25 protein-coding genes are annotated in these 24535 nt (G+C 71.3%); 18 read left to right on the forward strand and 7 right to left on the reverse strand.

Translation table 11 applies throughout. The features are described 5' to 3' along the window. Positions 1-119: 119 nt before the first annotated feature. Entirely contained in the window at positions 120-1544 is a 1425-nt protein-coding gene (locus NOO62_RS36100; RefSeq protein ID WP_268775004.1) for a dihydrolipoyl dehydrogenase family protein, read from the forward strand. Positions 1545-1671: 127 nt separating this feature from the next. Here NOO62_RS36100 and NOO62_RS36105 read toward each other — a convergent pair whose 3' ends face one another. Beyond that, positions 1672-4968, reverse strand: coding sequence for a cytochrome P450 (locus NOO62_RS36105; protein ID WP_268775005.1), 3297 nt, complete (start codon positions 4966-4968; stop codon positions 1672-1674). A gap of 212 nt (positions 4969-5180) precedes the next feature. On the opposite strand from NOO62_RS36105, the gene NOO62_RS36110 reads away from it, so the two are divergent. The 5 genes from NOO62_RS36110 to crcB (NOO62_RS36130) all read left to right on the forward strand — a co-directional run bounded on the left by NOO62_RS36110 (position 5181) and on the right by crcB (NOO62_RS36130) (position 9272). Further along, positions 5181-5954, forward strand: coding sequence for a PAS domain-containing protein (locus NOO62_RS36110; RefSeq protein WP_268775006.1), 774 nt, complete (start codon positions 5181-5183; stop codon positions 5952-5954). A 28-nt stretch (positions 5955-5982) separates the two neighbouring features. Further along, positions 5983-7089: a M20/M25/M40 family metallo-hydrolase gene (locus NOO62_RS36115; protein ID WP_414931038.1), complete on the forward strand. Its 1107-nt coding sequence runs from the start codon at positions 5983-5985 to the stop codon at positions 7087-7089. A 70-nt stretch (positions 7090-7159) separates the two neighbouring features. After that, a complete protein-coding gene (locus tag NOO62_RS36120) occupies positions 7160-8272 on the forward strand; it encodes a glutamate--cysteine ligase (protein WP_268775008.1) in 1113 nt (370 codons plus the stop codon). Positions 8273-8442: 170 nt separating this feature from the next. Then, on the forward strand, positions 8443-8901 hold the full coding sequence (crcB, locus tag NOO62_RS36125; RefSeq protein WP_414930947.1) for a fluoride efflux transporter CrcB: 459 nt from the start codon (positions 8443-8445) through the stop codon (positions 8899-8901). Further along, positions 8898-9272: a fluoride efflux transporter CrcB gene (gene crcB, locus NOO62_RS36130; protein WP_268775940.1), complete on the forward strand. Its 375-nt coding sequence runs from the start codon at positions 8898-8900 to the stop codon at positions 9270-9272. The genes crcB (NOO62_RS36125) and crcB (NOO62_RS36130) overlap by 4 nt, the downstream gene beginning before the upstream one ends. 8 nt (positions 9273-9280) lie before the next feature. Here crcB (NOO62_RS36130) and NOO62_RS36135 read toward each other — a convergent pair whose 3' ends face one another. Then, entirely contained in the window at positions 9281-9622 is a 342-nt protein-coding gene (locus NOO62_RS36135; RefSeq protein WP_268775010.1) for a tetratricopeptide repeat protein, read from the reverse strand. 131 nt (positions 9623-9753) lie between these two features. Between NOO62_RS36135 and NOO62_RS36140 the strand changes: the two genes are divergently transcribed. Then, positions 9754-10719, forward strand: a complete 966-nt coding sequence (locus NOO62_RS36140) for a pirin family protein (RefSeq protein ID WP_268775011.1) — start codon at positions 9754-9756, stop codon at positions 10717-10719. 401 nt (positions 10720-11120) lie between these two features. Here the strand turns inward: NOO62_RS36140 and NOO62_RS36145 are convergent, their stop codons facing one another. Then, entirely contained in the window at positions 11121-12311 is a 1191-nt protein-coding gene (locus NOO62_RS36145; protein WP_268775012.1) for a cytochrome P450, read from the reverse strand. 406 nt (positions 12312-12717) lie between these two features. Between NOO62_RS36145 and dapF the strand changes: the two genes are divergently transcribed. Next, the gene (dapF, locus tag NOO62_RS36150; protein ID WP_268775013.1) at positions 12718-13614 is read left to right on the forward strand and encodes a diaminopimelate epimerase; all 897 of its coding nucleotides are present in this window, start codon (positions 12718-12720) and stop codon (positions 13612-13614) included. A gap of 360 nt (positions 13615-13974) precedes the next feature. Here the strand turns inward: dapF and NOO62_RS36155 are convergent, their stop codons facing one another. Then, a complete protein-coding gene (locus tag NOO62_RS36155) occupies positions 13975-14523 on the reverse strand; it encodes a hypothetical protein (RefSeq protein WP_268775014.1) in 549 nt (182 codons plus the stop codon). A gap of 112 nt (positions 14524-14635) precedes the next feature. Between NOO62_RS36155 and NOO62_RS36160 the strand changes: the two genes are divergently transcribed. Further along, positions 14636-15130, forward strand: a complete 495-nt coding sequence (locus tag NOO62_RS36160; protein ID WP_268775015.1) for a DinB family protein — start codon at positions 14636-14638, stop codon at positions 15128-15130. Between the two features lie 211 nt (positions 15131-15341). On the opposite strand, the gene NOO62_RS39370 is transcribed toward NOO62_RS36160, so the two are convergent. Next, positions 15342-15575 (reverse strand): hypothetical protein, encoded by a 234-nt coding sequence (locus NOO62_RS39370; protein ID WP_414931045.1) that lies wholly within the window; start codon positions 15573-15575, stop codon positions 15342-15344. Between NOO62_RS39370 and NOO62_RS39375 the strand changes: the two genes are divergently transcribed. The 3 genes from NOO62_RS39375 (at position 15480) to NOO62_RS36175 (ending at position 18739) form a co-directional block, all read left to right on the forward strand. Then, positions 15480-15857 carry a transposase gene (locus NOO62_RS39375; RefSeq protein ID WP_414931040.1) on the forward strand — a complete coding sequence of 126 codons (378 nt, stop codon included), beginning with the start codon at positions 15480-15482 and terminating at the stop codon, positions 15855-15857. The genes NOO62_RS39370 and NOO62_RS39375 overlap by 96 nt on opposite strands. A gap of 315 nt (positions 15858-16172) precedes the next feature. Next, entirely contained in the window at positions 16173-17351 is a 1179-nt protein-coding gene (locus tag NOO62_RS36170) for a cytochrome P450 (protein WP_268775016.1), read from the forward strand. A gap of 161 nt (positions 17352-17512) precedes the next feature. Beyond that, a complete protein-coding gene (locus tag NOO62_RS36175) occupies positions 17513-18739 on the forward strand; it encodes a cytochrome P450 (protein WP_268775017.1) in 1227 nt (408 codons plus the stop codon). Between the two features lie 253 nt (positions 18740-18992). Here NOO62_RS36175 and NOO62_RS36180 read toward each other — a convergent pair whose 3' ends face one another. After that, complete coding sequence (locus tag NOO62_RS36180) at positions 18993-20048, reverse strand: type II toxin-antitoxin system Phd/YefM family antitoxin (RefSeq protein ID WP_268775018.1); 1056 nt, start codon at positions 20046-20048, stop codon at positions 18993-18995. Between the two features lie 138 nt (positions 20049-20186). Here NOO62_RS36180 and NOO62_RS36185 point away from each other — a divergent pair, with 138 nt between their 5' ends. The 5 genes from NOO62_RS36185 to NOO62_RS36205 all read left to right on the forward strand — a co-directional run bounded on the left by NOO62_RS36185 (position 20187) and on the right by NOO62_RS36205 (position 22220). After that, on the forward strand, positions 20187-20726 hold the full coding sequence (locus NOO62_RS36185; protein WP_268775019.1) for a VOC family protein: 540 nt from the start codon (positions 20187-20189) through the stop codon (positions 20724-20726). Between the two features lie 2 nt (positions 20727-20728). Then, positions 20729-20860, forward strand: a complete 132-nt coding sequence (locus tag NOO62_RS36190; protein WP_268775020.1) for a hypothetical protein — start codon at positions 20729-20731, stop codon at positions 20858-20860. Then, positions 20851-21135: a hypothetical protein gene (locus tag NOO62_RS36195; RefSeq protein ID WP_268775021.1), complete on the forward strand. Its 285-nt coding sequence runs from the start codon at positions 20851-20853 to the stop codon at positions 21133-21135. The genes NOO62_RS36190 and NOO62_RS36195 overlap by 10 nt, the downstream gene beginning before the upstream one ends. Further along, on the forward strand, positions 21132-21326 hold the full coding sequence (locus NOO62_RS36200; protein WP_268775022.1) for a hypothetical protein: 195 nt from the start codon (positions 21132-21134) through the stop codon (positions 21324-21326). Before NOO62_RS36195 ends, NOO62_RS36200 begins: the two co-directional genes overlap by 4 nt. A 342-nt stretch (positions 21327-21668) precedes the next feature. Then, entirely contained in the window at positions 21669-22220 is a 552-nt protein-coding gene (locus tag NOO62_RS36205; protein WP_268775023.1) for an EF-hand domain-containing protein, read from the forward strand. A gap of 30 nt (positions 22221-22250) precedes the next feature. Here NOO62_RS36205 and NOO62_RS36210 read toward each other — a convergent pair whose 3' ends face one another. Beyond that, a complete protein-coding gene (locus NOO62_RS36210; protein ID WP_268775024.1) occupies positions 22251-23390 on the reverse strand; it encodes a PucR family transcriptional regulator in 1140 nt (379 codons plus the stop codon). A 132-nt stretch (positions 23391-23522) separates the two neighbouring features. On the opposite strand from NOO62_RS36210, the gene NOO62_RS36215 reads away from it, so the two are divergent. Beyond that, the gene (locus NOO62_RS36215) at positions 23523-24533 is read left to right on the forward strand and encodes a ferredoxin reductase (RefSeq protein ID WP_268775941.1); all 1011 of its coding nucleotides are present in this window, start codon (positions 23523-23525) and stop codon (positions 24531-24533) included. The last annotated feature ends 2 nt before the right edge of the window (positions 24534-24535 follow it).

Here is a 24535-nt window from a genome sequence, read left to right on the forward strand (position 1 = left end):
GCCGATCGTGCGGACGTATTCCGCCTGGTCGCACGCGCGGAAGGTGCCGCGCGCGCAGGGGCGTGTCCGGCGCGCGTACCCGTGTGGCCACGGCGCACACCTGCCGACACACTGTCCTCATGACGGATGCCATCACGTACGACGTAGTAGTCATCGGAGCCGGCCCTGTGGGGGAGAACGTGGCGGACCGCGCCCGCGCCGCGGGCCTCAGTGCCGCGATCGTGGAGAGCGAGCTCGTGGGAGGCGAGTGCTCCTACTGGGCGTGCATGCCCAGCAAGGCCCTGCTGCGCCCCGTCATCGCCCGCGCCGACGCCCGCCGTGTGCCCGGCCTGCGCGACTCCGTGCAGGGTCCACTCGACGTGTCCGCGGTCCTCGCGCACCGCGACGACTACACCTCGCACTGGAAGGACGACGGCCAGGTCGGCTGGCTGGAAGGGATCGGCGTCGACCTGTACCGGGGCCACGGCCGCATCGCGGGCCCCCGCGAGGTCACGGTCACCGGCACGGACGGCACCGCGCACACGCTCCGGGCCCGCCACGCCGTGGCCGTCTGCACCGGCACCCGCGCCGCCCTGCCCGATCTGCCGGGCCTCGCCGACGTCAAGCCGTGGACCAGCCGCGAGGCCACCGCCGCCGACCACGCCCCCGGCCGCCTCCTGGTGGTCGGCGGCGGTGTCGTCGCCGTCGAGATGGCGACCGCGTGGCAGGCCCTCGGGTCGCAGGTCACGGTCCTGGTACGCGGCGGGGGCCTGCTGCCCCGGATGGAGCCGTTCGCCGGGGAACTGGTGCAGGAGGCCCTGACAGAGGCGGGCGCCGAAGTCCGCCAGGGCGTCTCGGTCAGCGCGGTGCGGCGCGAGGACGGCGTGGTGACGGCGACCCTGGACGACGGCTCCACCCTCCAGGCCGACGAGATCCTCTTCGCCACGGGCCGCGCCCCGCGCACCGACGACATCGGCCTGGAGACGGTCGGCCTGGAACCGGGCAGCTATCTGAAGGTCGACGACAGCCTCCGCGTCGAGGGCAGCGACTGGCTCTACGCGGTCGGCGACGCCAACCGCCGCGCGCTCCTCACCCACCAGGGCAAGTACCAGGCCCGCATCGCGGGCGCCGCCATCGCCGCCCGCGCCCAGGGCGTCCCGCTCCTGGAGACCGACCGCTGGGGCGCCCACGCCGCCACCGCCGACCACGCCGCCGTCCCGCAGGTCGTCTTCACCGACCCCGAGGCCGCCTCCGCGGGCCTGACCCTCGCGGAAGCCGAAGCCGCGGGCCACCGCGTCCGCGCCGTCGACTACGACATGTCCGGAGTGGCGGGCGCGGGCCTTTACGCCGACGGCTACCGCGGCCGCGCCCGCATGATCGTCGACCTGGACCGCGAGATCCTCCTCGGCGTCACCTTCGTCGGCCCCGGAGTGGGCGAACTCATCCACTCGGCGACGATGGCGATCGCGGGTGAGATCCCGCTGAGCCGCCTGTGGCACGCGGTCCCGGCGTACCCGACGATCAGCGAGGTGTGGCTCCGGCTCCTCGAGACGTACAGGGGCTGAGACGCCCGGTAAGGGCTGCAGCGCGTCGCCGCCCAGCTCCTCGTTGTGACCGAGCGCGGGTGGCGGCTGCTCGGGCCCGTGACGTGCTGTGGCTGGGCAGCGTCGAGGCAGCTCCGCCGCCGCCCCCTCAGGCGCTCACATAGACGTCCTCCACGTACCGCCCCTCGGCGACGAGCCCACGCCACCACGCCTCCGACGCCTCCTGTGAGGTGTCGGCGCCCGCGTGCTTCATGTGCAGGGCCTGGAACGCCGCACGGACACCGGGAGCCATGCGGGCGCCGTCACCGCAGACGTAGACCTGGGCCCCGGCCTCCAGAAGGTGCCAGAGCTCCTCGGACTCGGCCGCGATGCGGTGCTGGACGAAGAGGAGTTCGCCCTCGGGAGCCTTGGAGTACGTCGGGCGCATCGACACCGCTCCCGCGCGTTCCGCCGCTTCGAGTTCGGTGCGGTGGAGGTAGTCGACGTCGGGGTGGTCACAGCCGAAGTAGCAGAGGGCGGGCGCCGGGCGGGTGCCGTCGCGGAGGAGTTCCAGGCGGTCCGCGATGGCGCCGCGGAAGGGGGCGAGACCCGTGCCCGCGCCGATCATGATGACTGGGGTGTGGGCGTCCGCGGGGACGCGGAAGGCGTCGCGGCAGGGCTGCACGCGCGCGTGGAGCGTGTCGCCGGGCCGCAGGCCGTGGAGGTACGAGGAACCCGTACCGCGGAACGTGCCGCGTCCGGAGCGGTCCGGTGCCGAGAGGAGCGACACCATCAGGTCGGCGTGGCCGGGCGCGACGGCGGGTGACGACGAGATGGAGTAGTGGCGGGCGCGGACGGACGGCAGCAGTTCGAGCAGGACGGGCCAGGGGAGTTGGCCGCGCAGGGCCGGGTGGTCCTCGATGAGGTCGAGGAGGCTGCCCTGTCGTGCGGACAGCTCGTCCGGGGTGGCCGCCAGGCGCTCCAGGGCGGCCCGCTCGGGCGGGCACGGGTTGTGCTCGGCGAGCAGGGCCACCTGTGCGGCGGTGGGGGCGTCGCCCAACTCCACGTATCGGGAGAGGAGTTCACGTACCGCGACCGGTCGGTCGAGCGGCAGGGTGGTGCGGCCGCGGCGGTGTGCCCGGATGTTGAGGACCGTGTCCAGGCCGACGCCGAACGCGGACGCCGCGCGCTCGACCGACGCGGGGTCGTTGACCGGAAGCACGGCGAGGTGGTCGGCGGTGCGGTACGTGACGCCGTCAGGGAGCGCCACCCGCAGGAACCGCTTCGGACGGGCCAGAGGATGGCTGAGGTCGGCGAGGTCCGCCGCCTCCGTGACGGTCATCGGCACCGTGCCGTGCCGCGCGTCCAGCGCGTCAAGCGGCCCGCCGGACACCTCGACGACGTTGTAGACCCTGGTTTCGGGGGCGGTCGCGGTGGCTCCGGCGCTCTCCGGGTCCCCGTACTCCCGCAGCAGCGTCTCGCGGAGCGCCGAGGTGAAGCGGTCCACGGCCCCGGTCAGATCGCCGGACGCGTCGGCCTCGGCGCGCGCAAGGAGCCGGGTCGCGCCCGCGGCGGCGAGACCGTCGTCGACGAGCGTGGGCACCTGCTGGTACGTCGCCGCCCAGTTGCGGTCGCCGACGCCGAGCACCGCGTACCGCACACGGGCCGCCGCGTCCGGCGCGGCCCCGGTCAGCCAGGACATGAACTCGCGTGCGTCGTCGGTGGGTTTGCCGTTGTAGGAGGCCGTGACGATCACGACGGGGGAGTCGGCGGGCAGCGCGTCGGCGGCGTCGTCCAGCGGGGCGACGCGCGCGTCGAAGCCGAGGCCGGCGGCGAGGTCCGCGAGCTGTTCGGCGTACCCGCGGCAGGTCCCGAAGTTGGAGCCGTGCAGCAATGTCAGGGCGGTCCCGGGCACCGCGCGGGTGGGCAGGCCGTCCGCGGCAGGACCGGTCTGCGGCAGGACGGCACTGCCCGGTGCGCTCCCTGCCGCCGTCCGGCTCCGCGCCCGGTCCTCGGCGGTCCGCGCCGCGAGCGTCATGGTGAAGCCGTCGGGCTTGAGGGTGAGGGTCTCCTTGACCTTCAGGCGGTAGTCGGCGCGGTCGATGAACCGGTAGCGGTGCACCAGCATGCCGAGCAGCATCGTCGCCTCGTGCAGCGCGAACTGCCGCCCGATGCAGGCGCGTTCACCCGTGCCGAAGGGCTTGTACGCGTGCGGGGAACGGGCCGCCTCCGTCTCCGGGGCGAAGCGTTCGGGGTCGAACTCCTCGACGTTGTCGCCCCAGACGGGGTCCCGGTGCAGCATGGGCGTCAGCACCACCACGTACTGTCCGGCCTTCACCGGGTGCCCGCCGAGGGTCGTGTCGACGCGGGCCCTGCGCTGGAACGCGGGCGCCGTTGGCCACAGCCGCAGCGCCTCGTTGAGCACCTGCCGCACGTACCGGAGCTTCCCCACGTCCTCGTACGTCGGCTGGGGATCCGGGTCGTCGCCCCACAGGGCGTCGACCTCGGCCTGCGCGAGGTGCAGGACCGCCGGGTTCTTGACCAGGTGGTGAAGGGCGAAGGCGAGCGTGCCGGACGTCGTCTCGTGCCCGGCGATCAGGAACGTGATGACCTGGTTGCGGATGTTCGCCTCGTCCAGGGTCTCCCCGCTGCCGGGGTGCGGGGAGTTGAGCATCAGGCCGAGCAGGTCGTCGGCGGAGGTGTCGCCCGACGCCTTGCGGGTCTCGATCACCTCGTCGACGACCCGGGCGAGGAAGGCGGCGTCGTCCTCGAACGCGGCGTCGTCGGCGGCGTAGTCACCGGCGGGGTCGCGGGCCAGCTTCGCCTGACTGTGCGCCAGGCCCCGTACGAGAGCCTGCACGAAGGGGTGCGGGTCGGTGCGGCCGAACGACTCGAAGTCGTAGCCGAAGCCGGACAGGCCGATGGTGTCCAGCGTCATCCTCGTCATGTCCTCCGAGACCTCCACCGGCGCGGACTCGGCCGCGCCCGCCGCGAACCTGCCGTCCCAGGAGGCGATGAGGCGCCGGGCCACGCGCAGCATGTGCGGGTGGTAGGTCCGCATCGAGTTCATGGCGAACGCGGGGAGCAGGATGTCGTGCGCCTTGGCCCAGTTCGGCTCTTCGTTGTACGCCGTGAACAGGCCGTCGCCCGCGATGCCGCGGACGTTCTCCAGGGCGGGCCCGACCCCCTTGGCGAACCGCGTCTCGTCGGACAGCTCCTCGACCAGCTCCAAGGAGCAGGCCCACACCGATTCGCGCCCGTGGTACCGGCGGACGTACAGGGGCCCGTGCCGCCGCGCGAGCTCCACGGACTGCTGGATCGGAGTCGCGGTCGGCCCGGCGGCCGTCACGTCGACGGTGGGCAGCACGAGGCCCGGATCATCCCGGAGCCCGCGGACCTCGACGGTGTGTTCCGCGACGGTGTGTTCTTCGACGGTGTGCACTTCGGCGGCGTGTTCTTCGCGCATGGCGACAGGGCCCCTTCCCTTGGACACGGAGGAGTTGCGCACCCGGCAGGTGGGGCGCGCGCTATCCACGGTGGCGTCCGGCGAGCGGCGGTTCCGGGCGAGGACTACATAATCTTGTAGGGGTCTTTTCCGCCCCGGCGCTTGCGCGGGGGACGCGAATGGGTTGTGCGCGACGGAGGCGGGTGCGGATGTGAAGAGAGGGAGGAACGGTCGTGAAGAAGGAGTCGAGCGGGGCGGTGGACGGCGCGTCGGAGGCAGCCGCGGCGAAGCAAGGAGAGGCCGACGCCGCCGTGTGGCGCGGGCGGTTCCTCACGCTCCTCGACCGTTCCCCGACGCCGACCGCGATCGCCGGCACGAACGGGCTCGTCTCCGTCGCCAACCCCGCCTTCGCCGGCGCCCTGGGACTCCAGCCGGGCCGCGTGGCGAACCGGCTCCTGCTCGACCTGCTCACCCCCACCAACAGCGAGCAGCTCCGCAAACTCGACGAGGCCATGCGCTCCGGCCGCAGGTCCCGCTACCCGGTCGAGGCGTGCTGGAAGGCGCGCGGCACGGTCCGCCACGGACAGGTCACCGTCGAACCCGTCACCGACCCGCTGGAGGACACCCCGCCCCTGATCGTGACGCTGCGCGTGGCGGAGGAGCGGGAGCGGCCCTCGGGGAACGGCACCCCGGCCCGCGCCGGTCGGCCGGTGGGCACGGACGCGGAGGACGAGCTCGCCCACCCCGCCCTCAGCGCACAGGAGGCCCGCGTCCTGCGCCTCGTCGCGGGCGGCGCCACGACAGCCGTCGTCGCGCGCACGATCGGCATCGGCGTCGACGGCGTCAACTACCACCTCACGCGCCTCTGCCGCCGCCTGCGCGTCCCGAACCGCACGGCGCTGGTGGCCAGGGCCTACGTACTCGGAATGCTCGCCCCGGAGGCCTGGCCACCACAACTGTCCGGGCCCGTCGGACGCCGGAGCGGTCCCACCAGGGGCGGTGCGTGAGCGCGCACGTACCCTGTCGGGCGTGACGATGCGCGAGCCGGTCGACGTGAGTGTCGACGCGATGATCGAAGACCTCAGGACCCTCGTGGAAGTCGAGTCGCCTTCGCGCGACCGCGACGCCCTGACGGAGTCTGCGGAAACCGTCGCGGGCGTCATCGAGGCCCGGCTCGGAGGCCATGCGGCGCTCGTGCGGAGCGACGCGGGCCCGCACGTGCACTGGTCGGCGGGCGGCGACCCCCGCGTCCTGATCCTCGGCCACCACGACACCGTGTTCCCCCTCGGCACCCTCGCCCGCCGCCCGTTCGCGGTGGCGGACGGGCACGCCACGGGCCCCGGCGTCTTCGACATGCTGGGCGGCCTGGTGCAGGCCGTGCACGGCCTGGCGGCGCTCGACGACCGCTCGGGCGTCGAGATCCTGGTGACGGCGGACGAGGAGGTCGGCTCCGGCTCATCCCGCGCCCTCATCGAGGAACGCGCCCGTGCGTGCGGCGCGGTTTTGGTGTTCGAGGGCGCCGCCGACGGCGGGGGAGTGAAGACGGGCCGCAAGGGTTGCGGCACGTTCGAAGTCTCCGTCACCGGTCGCGCGTCGCACGCGGGTCTCGAACCCGAGGCGGGCATCAACGCCCTGGTCGAAGCGGCCCATCAGGTGCTCGCCATCGAGGCGCTCGGCCGCCCCGGCATCGGCACGACCGTCACCCCGACCGTCGCCTCCGCGGGCACGCTGGACAACGTCGTCCCCGCCGAGGCGACCGTCGTCGTCGACGTCCGGGTGGAGTCGGCGGAGGAGAAGGACCGTGTCGAAGCCGCCTTCGCCGCCCTGACTCCTCGCCTCGAAGGGGCACGGATCACGGTCCGGGGAGGCATCGGCCGCCCCCCGATGCCCGAGTCGGCGGCGGCCGGGCTCTTCGCGGCGGCCCAGCGGCTGATGCCGGGCCTGGAGGGCAGGGCGGTCGGCGGCGGCAGCGACGGCAACTTCACGGCCGCGCTCGGCGTACCGACGCTCGACGGCCTCGGGGCGGCCGGCGGCGGAGCACACGCCGACCACGAGTACGTGGTGGTCGAGGCGATGGCCGAACGCGCGAACCTCGTGACGGGCCTGGTGCGCGCGATCCGCGCCGGCGAGGTCACGCTCTAGCCACCCGACGGTCGCCCCCGCAGCCACGCGGTCCTGCGCCCGTGCCGCCCGCCGTGAGAAGCTCCCGTCCATGAGGGCCGAGGGACGGATGTCGTTCGGGGTGGAGGAGGAGTACCTCCTCGTCGATCCTGCGTCGCGTGAGGTACGTCCGTATGGCGCACAGGTGGCCGCCCTGGCCGCCGAGCGGCTCGGCAAGGAACAGGTGGGCGACGAGATCACCCGCTTCCAGGTCGAGGCGAGGACGAGCCCGCACACCCGCCTGGCCGATCTCGCCGACGACATCAACGCGATGCGTGGCGCGGTCGCGGACGCGGCGCGGCGGCAGAGGCTCGCGGTCGTGTCGTCCGGCGCACCGGTACTGGGAGAGCTGCGGCCGCTCCCGCTCACCCGAGGGCCGCGCTACGCCGACAGCCTGGCGGTGTTCCGCGCGCTGGACGACGAGCAGTGCGCGGCCGCCTGCCACGTCCACGTCGGCATCGCGGACCGGGCGACGGCCCTGGAGGTGAGCAACCGGTTGCGGCCGTGGCTGCCGGTGCTGGTGTCGCTGACCGTGAACTCACCGTACTGGTCGGGCCGTTGGACCGGTTACGCGAGCTGGCGGACCCTGTCCTGGGCGCGCTGGCCGGTCGCGGGACCGCCGCCGTACTTCGACTCCGTGGCGCACTTCGAGGAACTGGTCGGTCACCTGCACGCGACCGGGGCGGTCATGGACCCGAGCGGCCTCTACTGGGACGTACGGCCCTCGTCGCATCTGCCGACGCTGGAGATCCGCGTGGCCGACGCGCAGATGACCGCGGGGGAGACGGTCCTGTACGCGGCGCTGGTAAGGGCGCTGGCGCTGACGGAACTGCGCGCCGCGCACGCCGGTGAGCCGGTCCTGAACCCCGCGCCGGAGGTGCTGCGGGCGGCGTACTGGCGGGCGGCCCGCGACGGCCTGCGCGGCCACGGCCTCGACGTACACACGCACCGGCTCGAACCCGCTCCGGTCCTGGCCGACCGGCTCTACGCCCACGTCCGCCCGGCCCTGGAGGACAACGGGGACGACGCCTGGGCCCGGGCGGCCTGGGCACGGCTCCGCGCACGCGGCACGGGCGCGGAACGGCAGCGGGCGGCGCACTGCGGCGAGGGCCGCTTGGAGGACACCGTGGACGCGCTGGTGGCCTGCTTCCGCGACGTGGCGTGATGGCCCGGGCAGGTCCGGGCTGATGGTCCGGGCAGGCCCGGCCCTCGCGTGGCTGACGACACGGCGCCCGTCCGGGCCGGTTAACCTGAGCGGAGCGGCGCGGACGCGCCGCGCGGCGGTGGGGCTCGCCGTACCCGAACCGCGGCGACGGCGCCGCCAACGGTCCCTACTTGCGAACGGGTGCGCCCTGTGACGGGCGCCGGCGAGTAGGAGGAACGTTGACGCGGGACGAAGGAAGGGTCGTCGCGGCGGTGGCCGCGGGCGGCGGCCTGGGCGCGGCGGCCCGGTACGCGGTCTCGTTGGGGTGGCCGACGGCCCCCGAAAGCTTCCCCTTCCCGACGCTCCTCGTGAACGCCGCGGGCTGCGCCGCGATCGGCGTCCTCATGGTGCTGGTCACGGAGGTGCGGACGGCCCACCCCTTGGTACGGCCGTTCCTCGGCACGGGTTTCCTCGGCGGATTCACCACGTTCTCGACGTACGCCGTGGACATCGAACGCCTCGTACGCGACGGCCACGCCCGTACGGGCCTCGCCTACCTGGCCCTGACCCTGATCGCGGCGCTGGCGGCGGTGTGGGGCGCGGTGTGGACGACGCGCCGGGCGGCGGCGGCAGTGGGGCGGCGGGCGTGAACTGGCTGCTTGTGATCGTCGGCGGCATGATCGGCGCACCCTTGCGCCACCTGACCGACGTGGCTCTGCGGAAACGGTACGGCACCGACTTCCCCTGGGGCATCCTCACCGTCAACGTCGCGGGCTGCCTGATCCTCGGCGTACTGACCGGCGCGGTCGTGGCGGGCGCCGCGTCGTCGCACGCCCAGCTGTTCCTCGGCACGGGCCTGTGCGGGGCGCTGACGACGTACTCGACCTTCTCGTACGAGACACTGCGCCTCGCCGAGAGCGGCAACCGGTTCTACGCGGCGGCCAACGCGCTGGGAAGCGTGTCGGCGGGCCTCGGCGCGGCGTTCGCGGGGGCGGCCGCGGCCGAGGCCCTGTGGAGGTGAGCCGCGCCTCAGACCTTCGCGAAGTCCCCGTTCAGCGCGGCGGCCATGCGCAGGTGGGGCGCCGCGTCGTCGGGGCGGTTCTGCCGCTGCAGGGTGCGTCCGAGCATGAGCCGGACGTAGCTCTCGACCGGGTCGAGCTCGATCACCTTGCACAACGCCAGCTCGGCGCGCCCCAGTTGGGCGGAGTGATAGTAGGCGCGAGCGAGCAGCAGCCGCGGGGCGACCTGCTCCGGCGCCTCGTCGGCCAGGGTGTCGAGGATGCGGGCCGCCGTGGCGTACTCCTTGGCGTCGAAGAAGAGCTGCGCACGCTCCCAGCGCTCGGCCGCGGTCCCGTGGTCGTAGTAGGTCATTGTTCCTCCTTGGTGGCCTGCAACGAGCCCGTGTAGTTGAATATTCCACGACCGCTTTCAGGGGTGCCGGGCACAGGCGGTGGCGGATAGCCGACTGCCTCCCGGGCGCCCGCGGGGCTAGGTTGTGCGGCATGAGCAATCTCGATCGCGAGGCGGTCCCCTCCTTGTGCGGCGGCCGGGGATTCGTCGTCGCGGAACCGGTACGGGAGCTCCTCAGCCCGCGGCGGGTCACCCTCGGCGAGTCCACGGAGGTCCGTCGCCTGCTGCCGAACCTCGGGCGCCGCATGGTCGGAGCCTGGTGCTTCGTCGATCACTACGGCCCCGACGACATCGCCGACGAGCCCGGCATGCAGGTGCCGCCCCACCCGCACATGGGCCTGCAGACCGTCAGCTGGCTGCACGACGGCGAGGTGCTGCACCGCGACTCCACCGGCGGCCTGCAGACGATCCGCCCCCGCGAGCTGGGCCTGATGACCTCGGGGCGCGCGATCTCCCACTCCGAGGAGAGCCCGCGCCCGCACGCCCGCTTCCTGCACGGCGCGCAGCTGTGGGTGGCCCTGCCCGACAGCGACCGCCACACGTCCCCGCACTTCGAGCACCACGCGGAGCTGCCGCGGATCACGGCCCCCGGCCTGACCGCGACGCTCCTCCTGGGCACCCTGGACGGCTCGACGTCACCCGGCACGACGTACACACCGATCGTCGGCGCGGACCTCGCCCTGTCCCGCGGCGCGGACGTACGCCTCCCGCTGGAACGGGACTTCGAGTACGCGGTCCTCGCCATGTCGGGCGAGACCCACGTCGACGGCGTACCCGTCCTCCCCGGCTCGATGCTCTACCTGGGCTGCGGCCGCACGGAACTCGCCCTGCGCGCGGAGTCGGAGGCGGGCCTGATGCTCCTGGGCGGCGAGCCGTTCGAGGAGGAGCTCGTCATGTGGTGGAACTTCGTGGGCCGCAGCCATGAGGAGATCGAGCAGGCGCGAGGTGACTGGATGACGGGTTCCCGCTTCGGCGAGGTGAAGGGTTACGACGGCGCGCCGCTACCCGCCCCGGAGCTGCCGCCGGTGGCGCTGAAGCCGCGGGGTCGGGTGCGTTGACCCGGGGTTATGGGTCTGATGCTGATGGTCGCCGAGGTGTAGGGGGAGGTTGTTGGTCAGGTAAGGGGGCGGGCTGGCCGACGAGCGACGGGCCTTTCGCGAGAGGCGGCGGCTGGAGGCAGCCGAGCGGTTCGCCCCGGGCGAGGAGAACACGGTCATCGCGCACGAGTTGCGGGTCAATGTCCGGCCGGTGCGGCGCCGGCGCAGAGCCTGGTCCCAGGGCGGGCCGAGAGCCCTGGCTTCAAGGGGGCCCGGGTCGTTGCCGGTGCTCAGCGACGAACTGTTCGCCGTGCCGGAGCGTGAGCTGGACAGGGGACCGGTGGCACACGGCTGGCCGGACCAGACTGCGGCACCCGCCACGCGCAATTGGCTACTCGCGAGATGAGGAGGCGTCGGAACGCTCACCACGTCACGGGAAGTTCGACGACGCCCTGGATGGTGTCGTGCCCGGGCTTGACCGGAATCTGACCCGGCTCGCCCGCCAGCCGCAGCCCGGGCAGCCGTTCGAAGAGGGTGCCGAGTGCGATCTCCATCTCTGCACGGGCCAGGTTCTGGCCCAGGCACTGGTGGACGCCGAAGCCGAATCCCAGGTGGTGCCGGGTAGGCCGGTGCCAGTTGAGGGTGTCGGGCTCGTCGAAGACGGCCTCGTCACGGTTGATCACCGAGGTGGAGAAGATCACCCCGTCGCCGGTGCGGACGGTCACCCCGCCGATATCGATGTCCTGGGTGGCCACGCGGAACATGCCGTCCGCGATCGACAGGAACCGCATCAGCTCCTCCACCGCCGTCGGCATCAGGGAGGGGTCGTCGCGCAGCTCGGCGAGTTGCTCGGGGTGGCTGAGTAGGGTGAACGCGCCGAGCGCGATCATGTTGGCGGTGGTTTCGTGACCCGCGACGAGCAGGGCCGAGGTCAGGTCGGCCAGCTGCTGGACATCGATCTCGCCGGTCTCCAGGCGCTGGACGATCAGTTCGTCCAGCAGCCCGCTGCCCCGCTTTTGACGTTTGTCTTCGATGAGCTTGTGGAGATAGCCGTTGAGCTGCGTGCGGGCGTCGTCCACGTCGGCGGCTTCCGGGCCGTTGTGCAGCCGCCGGGACTGGATCACGAAGAACTCGTGGTCCGCATACGGGACGCCGAGTACCTCGCAGGTCACCATCGATGCCAGCGGCAGAGCGAAGTCGCCGACCAGTTCAGCGTGAGGGCTGGTCGCGGTCATCGACTCGATCAGCCCGTCCACGGTCTCCTGGATCCAGGGACGCAGCGCTTGGGTGCGCTTCAGCGCGAAGCGCGGGATGAGCATCCGCCGCTGCGTGTTGTGGGTGGGGTCGTCGGCGCCGAACAGGGCGGCGTAGCCCCGCGCGTCCTGCAGACGCCTGCTGGAGGCCGGGAAGGAGAGGTTGTGTCGGTCGGCGGAGAGCCGGTCGTCGGAGAGCAAGGCGCGCGCTTCCGCGTGCCCGGAGACCAGCCAGGCGGAGCGGCCGTCGAAGAGGGTGACCCGGCAGATCGGCGGCCCCGTCCGTAGGGGGTCGTAGGCCGCTGGCGGCTGGTAGGGGCAGGTTCGGTCCTGAGGGAAGGCAACGGTCTTCTCGGACATGGAACACCTCGCAGGCGGTGGGTTCCGATTCCCCCGGGATCCATTACACGCCCAAAAGGGGCAGGTCTGCTCGTTGAGCGGAGGTGGAGGGCCGCGCCGCACCCACGCGGCCCGTGTGAGCGTGCCAGGCGGTCGTCGAGCGCCTGGGCGCCTACGGTGCCGTGTGCCCTCGCACTATTCGGGGTGAAGAACGCAGTAGATCCCGCTCAGGGTTTCGTTCAGCTCGCGGGCTCCCAGGGCGACGCGTTCGTCAGGATCCTGCGTCAGCTCCTCGCAGAGCCGCACCGCGTCGGCGCGGTCGGGAATCCGTGGCTGGTCTGCCCCTTGGCTCAAAGGGCTCGGCCGGTGGGGTGGAAAGGCGCTGCCCGCAGGTTCGTCTGCCTGTCGCGCGGTATGTGACGCTTTCATGTCGGCCAAGTTCACACTCGCAGGTTCAGAGCCGCCAGGCCGGGCCGTACCTTTCGCCAAAGGCCATAGCCTCGGCAACGACTTCGTCATCCTCGATGACCCGGCGGCGCGCCTGCGCCTGTCCGGGCATGATGTTGCCGCCATCTGTGACCGCCACGTCGGGATCGGCAGTGACGGCCTGCTCCATCTCACCGCATGCAGCACGCGGACCAGCGCCCAGGCTCCGGCGTCCGGCGTCTCGTGGTTCATGGACGTCCGTAACGCCGACGGCTCCTGGGACACGATGTGCGGCAACGGTCTACGGGTCCTTACCCGCTACCTTGTGGACACCGGCCTGTGCAGGCCAGGAGAGCACACCATCGCCACCCGAGCCGGCCTCCGTCGTGTCCAAGCAGACGCCACGAACTCGCGGCCCCAGGCTGCGGTACGGACCTGGATGCCCCCGCCACTCATCCTGCCGCCCTACGACCTCACTGTGACAGCCGCCGGTTCACGGCGCCCCGCCGTTCACGTGGACGTCGGTACACCCCATGCCGTCACGTTCCTCGACGCCCTTGATCCTGGTCTCAACCTGCGTCCCCCGCCCTCTGTCGCTCCGGCCGCCGCGTTTGCGGAAGGCATCACCATCAGCCTTGTCGCGGCTCTGGACGATCGGACACTGGAAGTTCGTGTCCACGAGCGCGGTGTGGGGGAGACCCCAGCCTGCGGCACCGCCGCATGCGCGGCTGTCGCGGCTCACCGCCACCGGCGCCGCAGCACCGCGACGGCGACCTACACGGTCCGCTTCCCCGGCGGCGCCCTCGAGGTCACCGTATTGCCCGGCGGGACCATGCAACTGTCCGGCCCCGCCGTGATCGTCGCCTACGGAACCCTCCTCCTCCCGCAGGCCAGATGAAACGGGACCGCGGGAGCGAGAGCGGTCCCCTCTGTCGGTCCGACGGCTGAAACGCGCCGGGGCGACAGTACAGCGAGGGCACACCGGTAGGGCCTGAGCGTATGGCCCGAGCGCGCGCGTGCGCCGCGGACGTCGCGCCCGGCCCACCCTCGGTCGGGCGCGATGGGTGCCAGAAGAGCGGGGCTGCCTACACGTCGCCGGGGCAATTCACCAGGCGACTGACAGCTCGGTCGCTCAGAGGCAGGCGCCGATCCAGATCAGCATGGACCGGACCCGGGAGGCGCGCCTGCTCGCCGAGCATGCCGTCGACCGGGCCGACGCCCCTATGAGGCTTGCCGGCCTTGGGAACATCGCTACTCATCACCGCAACGTGACCGACCAGCGCGCGAGGCAGTCCACCATGATCAGGCCAGGGCCTGGCAGCTGGAAGGTGCCGCGGAAGGGGCCGCTGCTGTGGTGGAGTTCCTCTTCGCCCTCGCCGCTAGGTGAACGGTGCTTGATGTAAACGTACCCGTCGTCCACGTCCAGCTTCGCCGTGCCGCGCCCGCCGGTGTACTGCAGGACGTCTGGGTGGCGGCCTTCGGCATGCTTCATCAACGTCGACAGCGAGTCGGACGCGCGAAATCCGAGTCTCCAACGGGGGAACGAGCCAACCTTTGACTTGTCGACAGCGATATGGGTGTATTCCCTGGGCACGAGGGCCCGTGCACGGTGTCTGCTGCCTGTGCCGTGCGTCAGAAGCATGTCTCCCTTCTCGAGTTGCTCGGGCGTATCGATCACTCCGTATACGAAGAGGCTCGAGAGAATCCCGCTCTTCATCTCCACCACCGTGGCCAAGCCACTCGGGGCATGGCTGACAGGAACCTTGCCGTTCCCCAGCCCCGAATGAGGCAGACGTATCTTCTCCATGCCGAGCAGTTTGCCAGCTCTGATCTCCGTTCACGCGATCTTCGAGGGCACGACGGGGCACCGACCACGTGCCAGAACAGCTGTTGTCAGACCACGCTGCTACGTTCCGCGCATGATCAAGCATGTGCCGTTCAACGGCAGTGAGAAGCAGAGTCTGCACGCGAGCCTCGACCGGCACCGCGATGCGGTCCTCTGGAAGCTCGATGAGTTGAACGATGACGCGCTACGGCGGCCGATGACTCCATCAGGGACGAATCTGCTGAGCCTGGTGAAGCATCTGGCGACCGTCGAGTACGGGTGGTTCTGCACGACGTTCGGACGCGAGACCGAGCCGTTCTGGTTCGATCCCTTCACGGAAGACATGCTCGTGGCCGCGAGTGAAACCACCGTACAGATCGTGGAGTTCTACGGACGGGCTCGGGCAGCCGCGGACGCGACGATCGCCGAGCTGGACCTCGACGACCTGGGCACTGCCTGGAACGGCAACAGGGTGTCCTTGCGCTGGGTCCTCATCCATATGCTTGAGGACACCGCCCGGCACGCGGGCCACATGGACATCGTGCGTGAACTCCTCGACGGCACCACCGGGGACCACCCGCAGCCCTGATTTCGATCTCCTCCATTTTCAGCGGGCTTGAACAGGCCTCGAACTTGAGACGGATTTCGGTAGGCGCCGGGCTTGGGGGCTGGGCATCCTCGCGATGCTGAACTCTGCTACTGAGTGCGAGAGTTAAGCAGGAAGGCCGCAGAGTGAGTGTGTCGCCGCAGATCGACGGGCGGGAGGCGCTCGCGGAACTGTGCCGCTTCCGGGCGGCCTTCTACAGGTGCCTATCTGCGCGGGCGGATGCGTTCTTCGAGCTGACCGACGCGCTGTTATGGGCGGACAGCCCGACGCGGGCCGGCCGTACTCGTTCGTTGCCGCACTCACCCCGGACCGTTCCTCGTGGACGCAGGTCCTGGACGCGGTCCGACTCGGCCTTGCAGATGACGCCGCGGCCGTCACTGCCGACCAACTGCGGGCCACTGTCGAGCGCCTGGTCGCGGCTGGCCACTGGCAGGAGGGTGACCGGGACGTACTGGTCGTGACGGACGCGGGTTACGACGCGATGCGCCTGGCCTGGGTCCTGCGGGAGCTGCCCGTCGAAGTGGTCGGGCGCCTTCGTTCGGATCGCGTCCTGCGGCTGTCGAAGCCCCCCGCACGTCTACGACCCCAAGGGCGGCCGACCGCCCATGCACGGACCGGAGTTCCGCACGGCGGGTCGAGGGACGACACTCTCGACCCGGCCCTCACTTCGAACACGCTTCGCTGCAGCCAGCCTTCGGCGTCCAGTTGACGTGTGAACCATCGCAGGGCACCGCAGAGGCCGTCGCCGGGTTCAGGCGACCATGTCAGCTCTGCTCGCCCGGCCGGGAGTACCCAAGGACGTGAACAAGTGCTCTGCGCCAGTAAGGGCCTGGACGGCGTGATGGAGGCCACCGCTGTGTCGTTGGCGGTCGCGGACCCAACGCATAGAAGCCTTCCCAGGACGCGCGCTGCGGAGGAGGCTGTCTTTCGAGCGGTCCGGCGTCTTCGGAGGGGGCACCCCGGGAGCCGGGTTCGGCCGGCCGCGTCGGCGGCACTGGCCACCTGTTCGATCGAGGGGGACGCGATGGCCCGGTTGGCCGACGACAAAGGGGCTCGACAGCGTCGCGGCGCAGCCGCCTACCGGCACGATCCACTGCGGTTCCTGGCGGCGGAGTTCGAGGGCACCCGGGACGTGTGGCGCTCGGCGTCGGGCCGGCTCTGCGTGGCGGGCCCGCAGGTGGCCCGTGACGTGCTGGGTAATCGGCAGGGCGCCTTCAGGGAAACCTCCGACTTCTTCCACACCCGAACCGGGGTCTTCGGCCCCCGAGCAGCCCAGATCGCCATCGGGCGCGCGGCACGCGACCTGGTACGCCGTCACCTCGACGCCCACCGCGCTGACCTGCCCCGCCTGGTCGGCACGCGGTTGGCCCCCACCAGTACCTGGCCGGATGCGGGAAACCTGCTGATCCGCGAGCACCTGCGGGACGTACTTCTGTGCCCGGACTCGCCCGCAGAACTGCATGCGGTGGTCGACGGCATCATCGCCCGGGCGGTACTGGCCGGTGCACGAGAGCACCACGCGGTCCTGTCCCGGCTCCGATTCCGCCACAGGGCGATGAGTGCGCTCGGCCGGGAGGTCCAAGCGCGCCGGAGTGCCCGCGCCGCCGAGCCACGCGATCTGCTGGACGTCGCCGTCATCGGCGGCGGTCCGGCGGCGGATCCCGGCCAGGTGGCCGAGGTGTACCTCTCGTTCCTGTTCGCCACGGTCGGCTCCATCGGCTTCGCCCTCGGCTGGGCGGTCCAGCTCACCGGTACACATCCGGACACCGCCGGGAACGAGCCCGCCTGGATCGTCCGGGAGGCGCTGCGCCTGTGGCCGGTGGCCTGGCTGTTCGCCCGGACACCGAGCCGCGCGCACACACTGGCCGGAATCACGGCCGACCCGCGCGACGAGGTGAACGTGTGCCTGTACCTCGTGCACCGCCACCCCCAGCACTGGGAGCGTCCGGACGAGTTCGTACCGCGTCGCTGGGCGGCGCCTCCACGGGATGCGGCGTACATGCCGTTCGGCTTCGGCCCGCACACGTGCGCCGGGGCGACCGTGACGATGACGCTCCTGGAAGACCTGATCCGCATCATCACCCGCGACTGGCACCTTTCGATCACCGCGAGCGGCAGCGGGCCCCAGCTGGGTCCCGCATTGGCTCCGCCACGTTTCACCGCGGAGCTGCACCACCGAGCCGCCGCCCCGGAGAGGAGGTGAATGACATGAGGAAGCTCATGCGCACGGCCAAATCGGTCCTCAACATCCGGTCCGGTTACGGCGGGGTCCACTTCTGGTACGTCTACCACCACATCTGATCGGAATCGGGGTGGGCGGCTGCCGAGTGGCCGCCGCCCACCCCGGCCGTGAGAGGCAGTGCCATGACCACACCGCATCACGGCGAGGACTTCCTGCACGACCTGCGGCTGCGCAGCGCGGCCGAGGGCGGCGTCTTCTGGCTGAACGACGATCTGCTCGCCGTGTTCGAACCGGACACGGCACGCCTGGTGAGCCGTGCCAACTGGAACGGCCTCGTCATGCCTGACCGGCTCGTCGACATGATCCGGCGGCGCCACAGCACGCCCGTCCCGTGGGCCCGCGTACGCACCGCCTGGCTCACACAACTGCACGCGCTCGGCACCGGTGAGCGCACCGCCGAAATGATCACACGGATGGAACGGATCATCGATGCCCGGCTGGGCGACGACATCGACCTCGTCCTGCTCGCCCAGGACGTCGCCGTGCAGTCCATCCTGCCCGTCGCCTTGTCCGGCCTCACCGCCCGCGAATCGGCCCTCATCACAGAGGACTTGCACCAGAAGCTGTTACGCCTGATCGACCGCCACCCCGGCCGCGGGCTACGCCATCACGCGCGGTTCGTCGCCGTTCAGATCCGTGCCGGTCTCGTGGTACGAAAGGTGCTGCGCGACCGCGCCTCGGGCCGACGCGTTCGTGAACCGGACCTCACCGACCCGATCGTCGATCTGCTCCCCGAACTCGGCATGGACCGCGCACTCGACGTCGTCACGGCCGTGCTCACCGCGATCGGCGGGCCACCCGGCTCCGCGGCCGCGAGCGTGCTATACGAGTTCGTCCGCAACCCGCGGTGGGCACAACAGCTCACCAGCGAACTGGAGGGTGTGGGCCGGGCCGAGTTCTGTGCAGCGCCGACCAAGGCCGCACCGGTCACCCACCGGTTCGTCAAGGAAGTGCTGCGCATGTGGAGCCCCCCGCTCCTGCTGGTCCGGCGTGCCCGGGTCTCGTCCGATCTCGGTGCCATCCGGCTGGAGAAGGGGCAGAGCTATCTGGTCAGCCCGCACATGATCCACCGCGATCAGCGGTACTGGCAGCAGGCCGACACCTTCAATCCCGACCGCTTCCTGCCCGGCGCGCCGCACGGCCCGGCCGACCGGACGTGCTACGTACCGTTCGGCTGGGCGCCGAAGAAATGCATAGGCGCAGACATCGGCACCCTCCAACTCATGGCGCTGTGCCACCTGTTGTGCACCCGCTACCGCCTCACCGTCCCGAACGCCGACACCGTCACCATGGCCTGCCGCTTCGCTCCGGTACCGCAGCACTTCCAAGGTCGCCTCACCCGTGCATGACGGCTCTTGGTGCGCTGGAAGACCGAGGCGTCGGCCAGCGTGCAGGAGAAAACCACGCTGTCTTCGCTGGAACATCGGCTGCCACCCGCTCAGGTTGGGCTGGAGCGCCATTCGGGTAGTGGGCCGAGGTGGGTGAACAGGTCGGTGGCCCTCTCGGCGTACGTCCTGTATCTGCATCGCCCCGCAGACCGTCGCCCGCATCCAGAACGCAGGCGGCAGCCGATTCCTCGCCGCTGTCCGGGCCGCCCCTGGTTCAGCGGTGGGCCGGACGGGCGCAGCGCACGTTCCCGGAGGTGATCGCGTCCCGGGGCAGAGCGAGGCCGAAGGCCCGTTCCAGGCCTTCGAAGAACAGCGCGATGTTGTCCGTCCAGTTTCCTGCCTTTTCCGCGATGCGGAGGTGCAGGTTGAGGAAGGCCAGCGGCGCTTCCGGGGCGAACGGCGCCTCCCCCGGGGTGTACCAGATGAGCTCGTACATGTCCCGCTGGTCTTCGGCGCCGTCCTCGATCGGGAAGGGGTTCTGGTACACCCCGTCCTTGGAGTAGCTGAAGTCGTAGATGGCCTTGGCCATCGTCGCGCTGAGCGTGATCTGCTGCTCGGGAGGCGGGTCGAGGGAGCGCGAGAAGGCATGGTCGAAGTCGTGGTAGCCCAGCCACGTCCAGCCGTTCTCCTCCCCGAAGGCCAGTACGCGGGTGAGGTCGTCGGTGCCCTCCCGGGCGTCCCGCTCCTCGACCTGGTGGAGCAGCAGGCCGTCGGCGATGTCCTGCGCGTCGGCCCCGTAGGCGAGGGCGACCTCCTCGGCGGACGGCCCCTTGATGAACACGAGTTCCGTGAAGGGCTCTTGGCTCTGCCAACCGCCGGCGATCCACGCCATGCCGTCGCCCACCGGGCCCTGGCGGGCGAGGAACTCCTCGAAGGCGGCCGCCTGCTTCGGGGGCATGTAGCCCTGGCGGGCCGTGCGCGCCCTGTCCTCCAGCCAGTCGAGTTCCGCCACGGACCTCAGTTCGGCCACGACCGCCCGGTCCCGCACGAAGGTCATCCGCCCCCCGTCAGCGTGCACGTACCGGATGTACGGGCCCTGCGGGTCCGGACCGAGCGGGTGCCCCTGCCCTGTCCCGGATCTGGGCCGGTGCCGCGCGCCGTCGCGGGCCCGTTGGGCGAAGTGCTCCAGCTCGGCGAGTTCCGCCGCGGGGAGGAGCACACTCGTCGGCTCGCCGCCGTCGACGACACAGATCCGCTCGCCGGTCTCCTCGACGCGAGCGACGAGACCCGCGAAGTCCGCTATGGCGTCGCTCAGTTCAACGTTGTCCACACGAGGGGACATTACTGGCGGTGCTGCGGCGGCCGGGACCGGGGGGGGCTCGGTCCAGAAGCTGCCGTACATCAGCTGGGAGACATCAGCTGGGAGATTCCCGCGTGCGCGGAGAAGCTGGCGAAGCTCGGCGCGAGGGTGATCGTCCCCGCCACCACGGTCAGCGACGTCACCGTCTTCGCCCGGCTCGCCGACCCGCGGGGCAACGTCTTCTCGCTGTTCCAGAACAACCGGACGCCCGAGCGGCTGCAGGAGTTCGCCGAGCAAGGCCAGGAGCAGATGCGGGAAATGGCGGGCAGGCCCGTGCCCGGCGCGTACGCCTGGTTCGAGATCGGCACCGCCGACGCCGAGGCGACCAAGGACTTCTACAGCCGTGCCTTCGGCTGGAAGATCGTCTTCGACGACAGGGCGGGCGGCAAGCCGTACTCGAACATCTTCACCGGCAACGAGCGGCCGTCGGGCGGCATGTACGACGCGGGCGCGGTCGGCGTCGACCGCGGGGACGCCGCTGACTACCTGATGCCCGACTTCCTCGTCACCGACGTGCCCGCGGTGACGGCCAGGGCCCGCCAACTGGGCGCCACCGTCGAGGTCGGCCCGGACGCCAACCCCGACGGGTCGGTCTGCTCCCGGATCATCGACCCGTGCGGCAACCGCTTCGGCCTCTCGTGTTCGTAGACATGTTCGAGCGGTTCGTCCCCGCCAACCGGGCGCTGTCCGACGCCGTACACAAGGGCACCTACGGCCGCCTGGAACAGCTGTCCCTGTGGAACCGGACGGGGCACCTGTGGCCGGGGGCCCCTTGGGGCTGAAGGCGCTGCCGCTGGAGGCCATGCACAGCGACATGGACATCGTCACCCGCCTGTTCGGCATGCCGGAACGCGTCGAGGTCAGCACCGTCGCGCGCGACGACGACAGCGCCGCGATCGAGGCGGTGCTCGGCTTCGACGGCGCGCTGGTCCGCGACTCCGTCTCCTCACTGGCGCCCATGGCGTGGGGCGCCCGGGTCGGCTACACGGCCACCTTCAGCGAGGGCGTGCTGGAGTCGGTGTCCACGATGAGTTATGACGGCCGGCCGGCGCCGTGACCGTGTACACCGCCGACGGCGTCCGGGAGGTGGAACTGGAGCCCGCCGACCAGTACGCGGCGATGATCGACCACGTCCTGGCCTGTTTGCGCGGCGAGGCCGAGAACGAGATCGCCCCGGCGAGCGTGCTGGATGCGCTCCAGCTCACCCTCGATGTCGACCGCCGGGGCAACGGGAGCGCCGGTCGGTGATCCCGCCGGTCGGGTTCGCCACCTGGCAGCTCAAGGCAGGTGCCGCCTACCGGCCCGCCACGCTCGATGTGCCATCAGACCGCCGGCACAGGTCTCGTGTCGGGTGGGGGGCCGGGACTCGCGGTGCGCAACGCGATGGGCCGCGTGGTCGGTCGCACGAACCCAATCGCCTCTCCGAGTGAGCCGTGGCCGCCCTTCCTCACGCCTCAACGTGAGGCCGGGAATGCACCTAGTCCAACCGCTGACACGCACCTAGCGTGCGCCTATGGACGGGCCGCGCATGCGGCAGGACGGCGTCGCGGTGAGCGCACGCCGTGTTCAGGGGTGTTCCAGGAGGTCACCATGGCGCAGAGCAGCATCGAGCAGAAGTTCACCACCCTGTTCGCTTGGTTCGACCGCAACGGCGACGGCTCTCTGACCCGTGACGATTTCCAGGAGTTCGGCGAGGTGTTCGCCGCGGTGGCACCGCAAGAGGAAGAGAAGAGCGCGCTGCGCGAGGCGTTCGTGCTCTGGTGGGACGTCCTGGGCGAGGCCGGAGCGCCCGACGCGCAGGGCCGTATCGGGCCCGCCCGGTTCATCACCGCCATGCGATCCCACATCGCCCCCGACGCCAAGACCGTCGAACGCCTGGTGATGCCCATCATCGATGCCCTCATGCGGGCCCTGGACACCGACCGGAGCGGCGCACTCACCGCAGACGAGTACGTCCGTATGTATGACGCGCTCGGCATCGACCCGGCCACCTCCGGTGCGGCCTTCCAGCGCCTGGACCGCAACGGCAGCGGCACCATCACCCACGACGAGTTCCGCACCGCCATCGAGGAGTTCTACCTCAGCACCGACACGGAGGCCCCCGGCAACTGGCTGCTCGGTTCGCCGCTGCCGCAGGGGTGAGGTCCCGGTCAACCGCCGGCGACCTGAGCGTCAGCTGCCCCGAAGACCGACGGCCAGCGTCAGTTCGAGGACCCGCTGTGGCGACGCGAGATCCGGGAACAGCTCCCGCAGCTGCGACATGCGGTACCGGACGGTCTGGGGATGGACGAACAGCGCCGCCGCCACCTCGTCCCGCCTGCCCTGGTGCAGCAGCCATTCCCGCAGCGTCTCCTCCAGCCGCCGTGCGGTCGCGGCAGGCAGGGGCCGCAACGGTGCGAGGGCCCGGGCGCGCAGGTCCGCGAACGCGTCCACGTCGGCGCTGAGCACCAGCTCGGGCAGGTGGTCCTCGGTGTCGCGGATGTCGGAGGAGAGGGAGCGCGCGCGTACGGCTCGTGCGTACGAGGCGGACGCGCGAGTCCACGGCCGGGCCGGGCCGACCACGGCGGTGCGGTCGGTCAGCTGCCGCAGGAGGCGTGACCGGTCGGCGTCGGGGACGAGCAGCACACCGGTGGCGTCCGGCAGATCGTCGAGGACGAGGGTGCTCGGGTCGAGGGTGCGGTAGGCGGGCCGGGCCTGGGCGGCGGGGAGCAGGACCGCGGTCAGCGAATCCGGGGGCTGCCACCCGGCCCGTTGCGCAGAGGCAAGCAGCACGTCCGGGCTCGCGCCGGCGAGGAGGTCGCGGGCCAGGACTTCCAGGTGGCGCTCGTGGGCCCTGCCCCGGGCGGCCAGCTCGTCGGCGTGGCCCGCGGCGCTCGCGGCGGAGAGCTCGTCGATGTAGGCGAAGGTCAGCTCGGCGAACTTGGCGACCTCGGCGGCGGGCAGACCCGCGGGTACGGCGCCCGCTGCCAGGCATCGCCAGGCCACCCGGGCGCCGACGCGGTAGGCGCCGAGCAGGGCGTCCATCGAACGGCCGTCGCGCACCTCACCGCGGCCCAGCTCGTAGGCCGCGTCACCGGCGTCGCCGCCCGTGGCGTTCCCGCTGGCGAGGTCCAGATAGTGCCCCAGGGCGGTGCGGACGGCTCGGCGGATGGTGCCGCCCATGCGGCCCGAAAGGGCGTTGGCGTAGGGAGGGACCTCGTCGATGATCGCCTGGACGATTTCGTCGGCGGTGGTCTTCAGCGCGGCCCGAATGGCGGTGACCGTCGTCTCATCCAGGGCCAGTTCGCTGACCCTCCGGATTGCATGGCTCACGTTTTTGTTCCCTGCGAACAATTCAGTCGACCAGATTTACGTCCTGCGGTCAGGACTTTACGCCCTGAGGCGCAGCAAGCTGTAGCCATGACGAGTACAGCCCTCCGCAGCAGGGCGTGGAAACTGCTGGAGATGGTGACGACGCCGCTGTTGCCGTCGGACTACCTCGACCTGGCCAGCCCGCTGCGTGCGGGCGCTGACCTGCGGGGGCGCATCGAGGCCGTGCACCCCGAGACGGGTGACGCCGCGACCATCGTGATCAGACCGGGACGGGACTGGCGCGGCCACACGGCCGGTCAGTACGTGCGGGTCGGGGTCGACGTCGACGGGGTGCGCCTGTGGCGTGCCTACTCCCTCACCTCGCCGACACACCGCCGGGACGGCCGCGTCACGATCACCGTGAAGGCGATCCCGGACGGCAAGGTCAGCAACCATCTGGTCCGCAGGGCGAAACCGGGCACACTGATCCAGCTCGACCAGCCGACCGGTGACTTCGTGCTGCCGCGGGCCAAGCCCGCCAAGGTGCTCTACCTGACGGGCGGCAGCGGCATCACGCCCGTCATGGGCATGCTGCGCGACAGCGAGTTCGACGACGCCGTCATGATCCACTGCGCGCCGCGGCCGCAGGACGTGATCTTCCGCGACGAACTGCACGGTCTGGTCGCGGACAAGAAGCTGCGGCTCACCGAGGTGCACACCGACACGGACGGCATGCTCGACATCGCCCGTCTCGACGAACTCGTGCCCGACTGGACCGAGCGCGAGACCTGGGCCTGCGGGCCCGCGGGCCTGCTCGACGCCGCAGAGGAGCACTGGAACGAGCACGGCGTACAGGAGCGCCTGCACACCGAACGCTTCCGCCCCAGCATCGTCGTCGCCGGTGACGGCGGCGAGGTCACGTTCAGCGCCACCGGCACGTCCGTCGACGCGGACGGCGCCACGCCGCTCCTTGACGTCGGCGAGGAGGCCGGCGTGCTCATGCCCTCCGGGTGCCGCATGGGCATCTGCTTCGGCTGCGTCACGCCGCTCAAGGCGGGCGCCGTCCGCGACCTGCGCACCGGCGAGATCACCGAGGCCGATCCCGGCGTCCTCATCCAGACCTGCGTGTCCGCCGCGGCGGGCCCCTGCGACATCGAACGGTAGGA

The sequence above is a fragment of the Streptomyces sp. Je 1-369 genome (assembly GCF_026810505.1).
Lineage (GTDB): Bacteria > Actinomycetota > Actinomycetes > Streptomycetales > Streptomycetaceae > Streptomyces.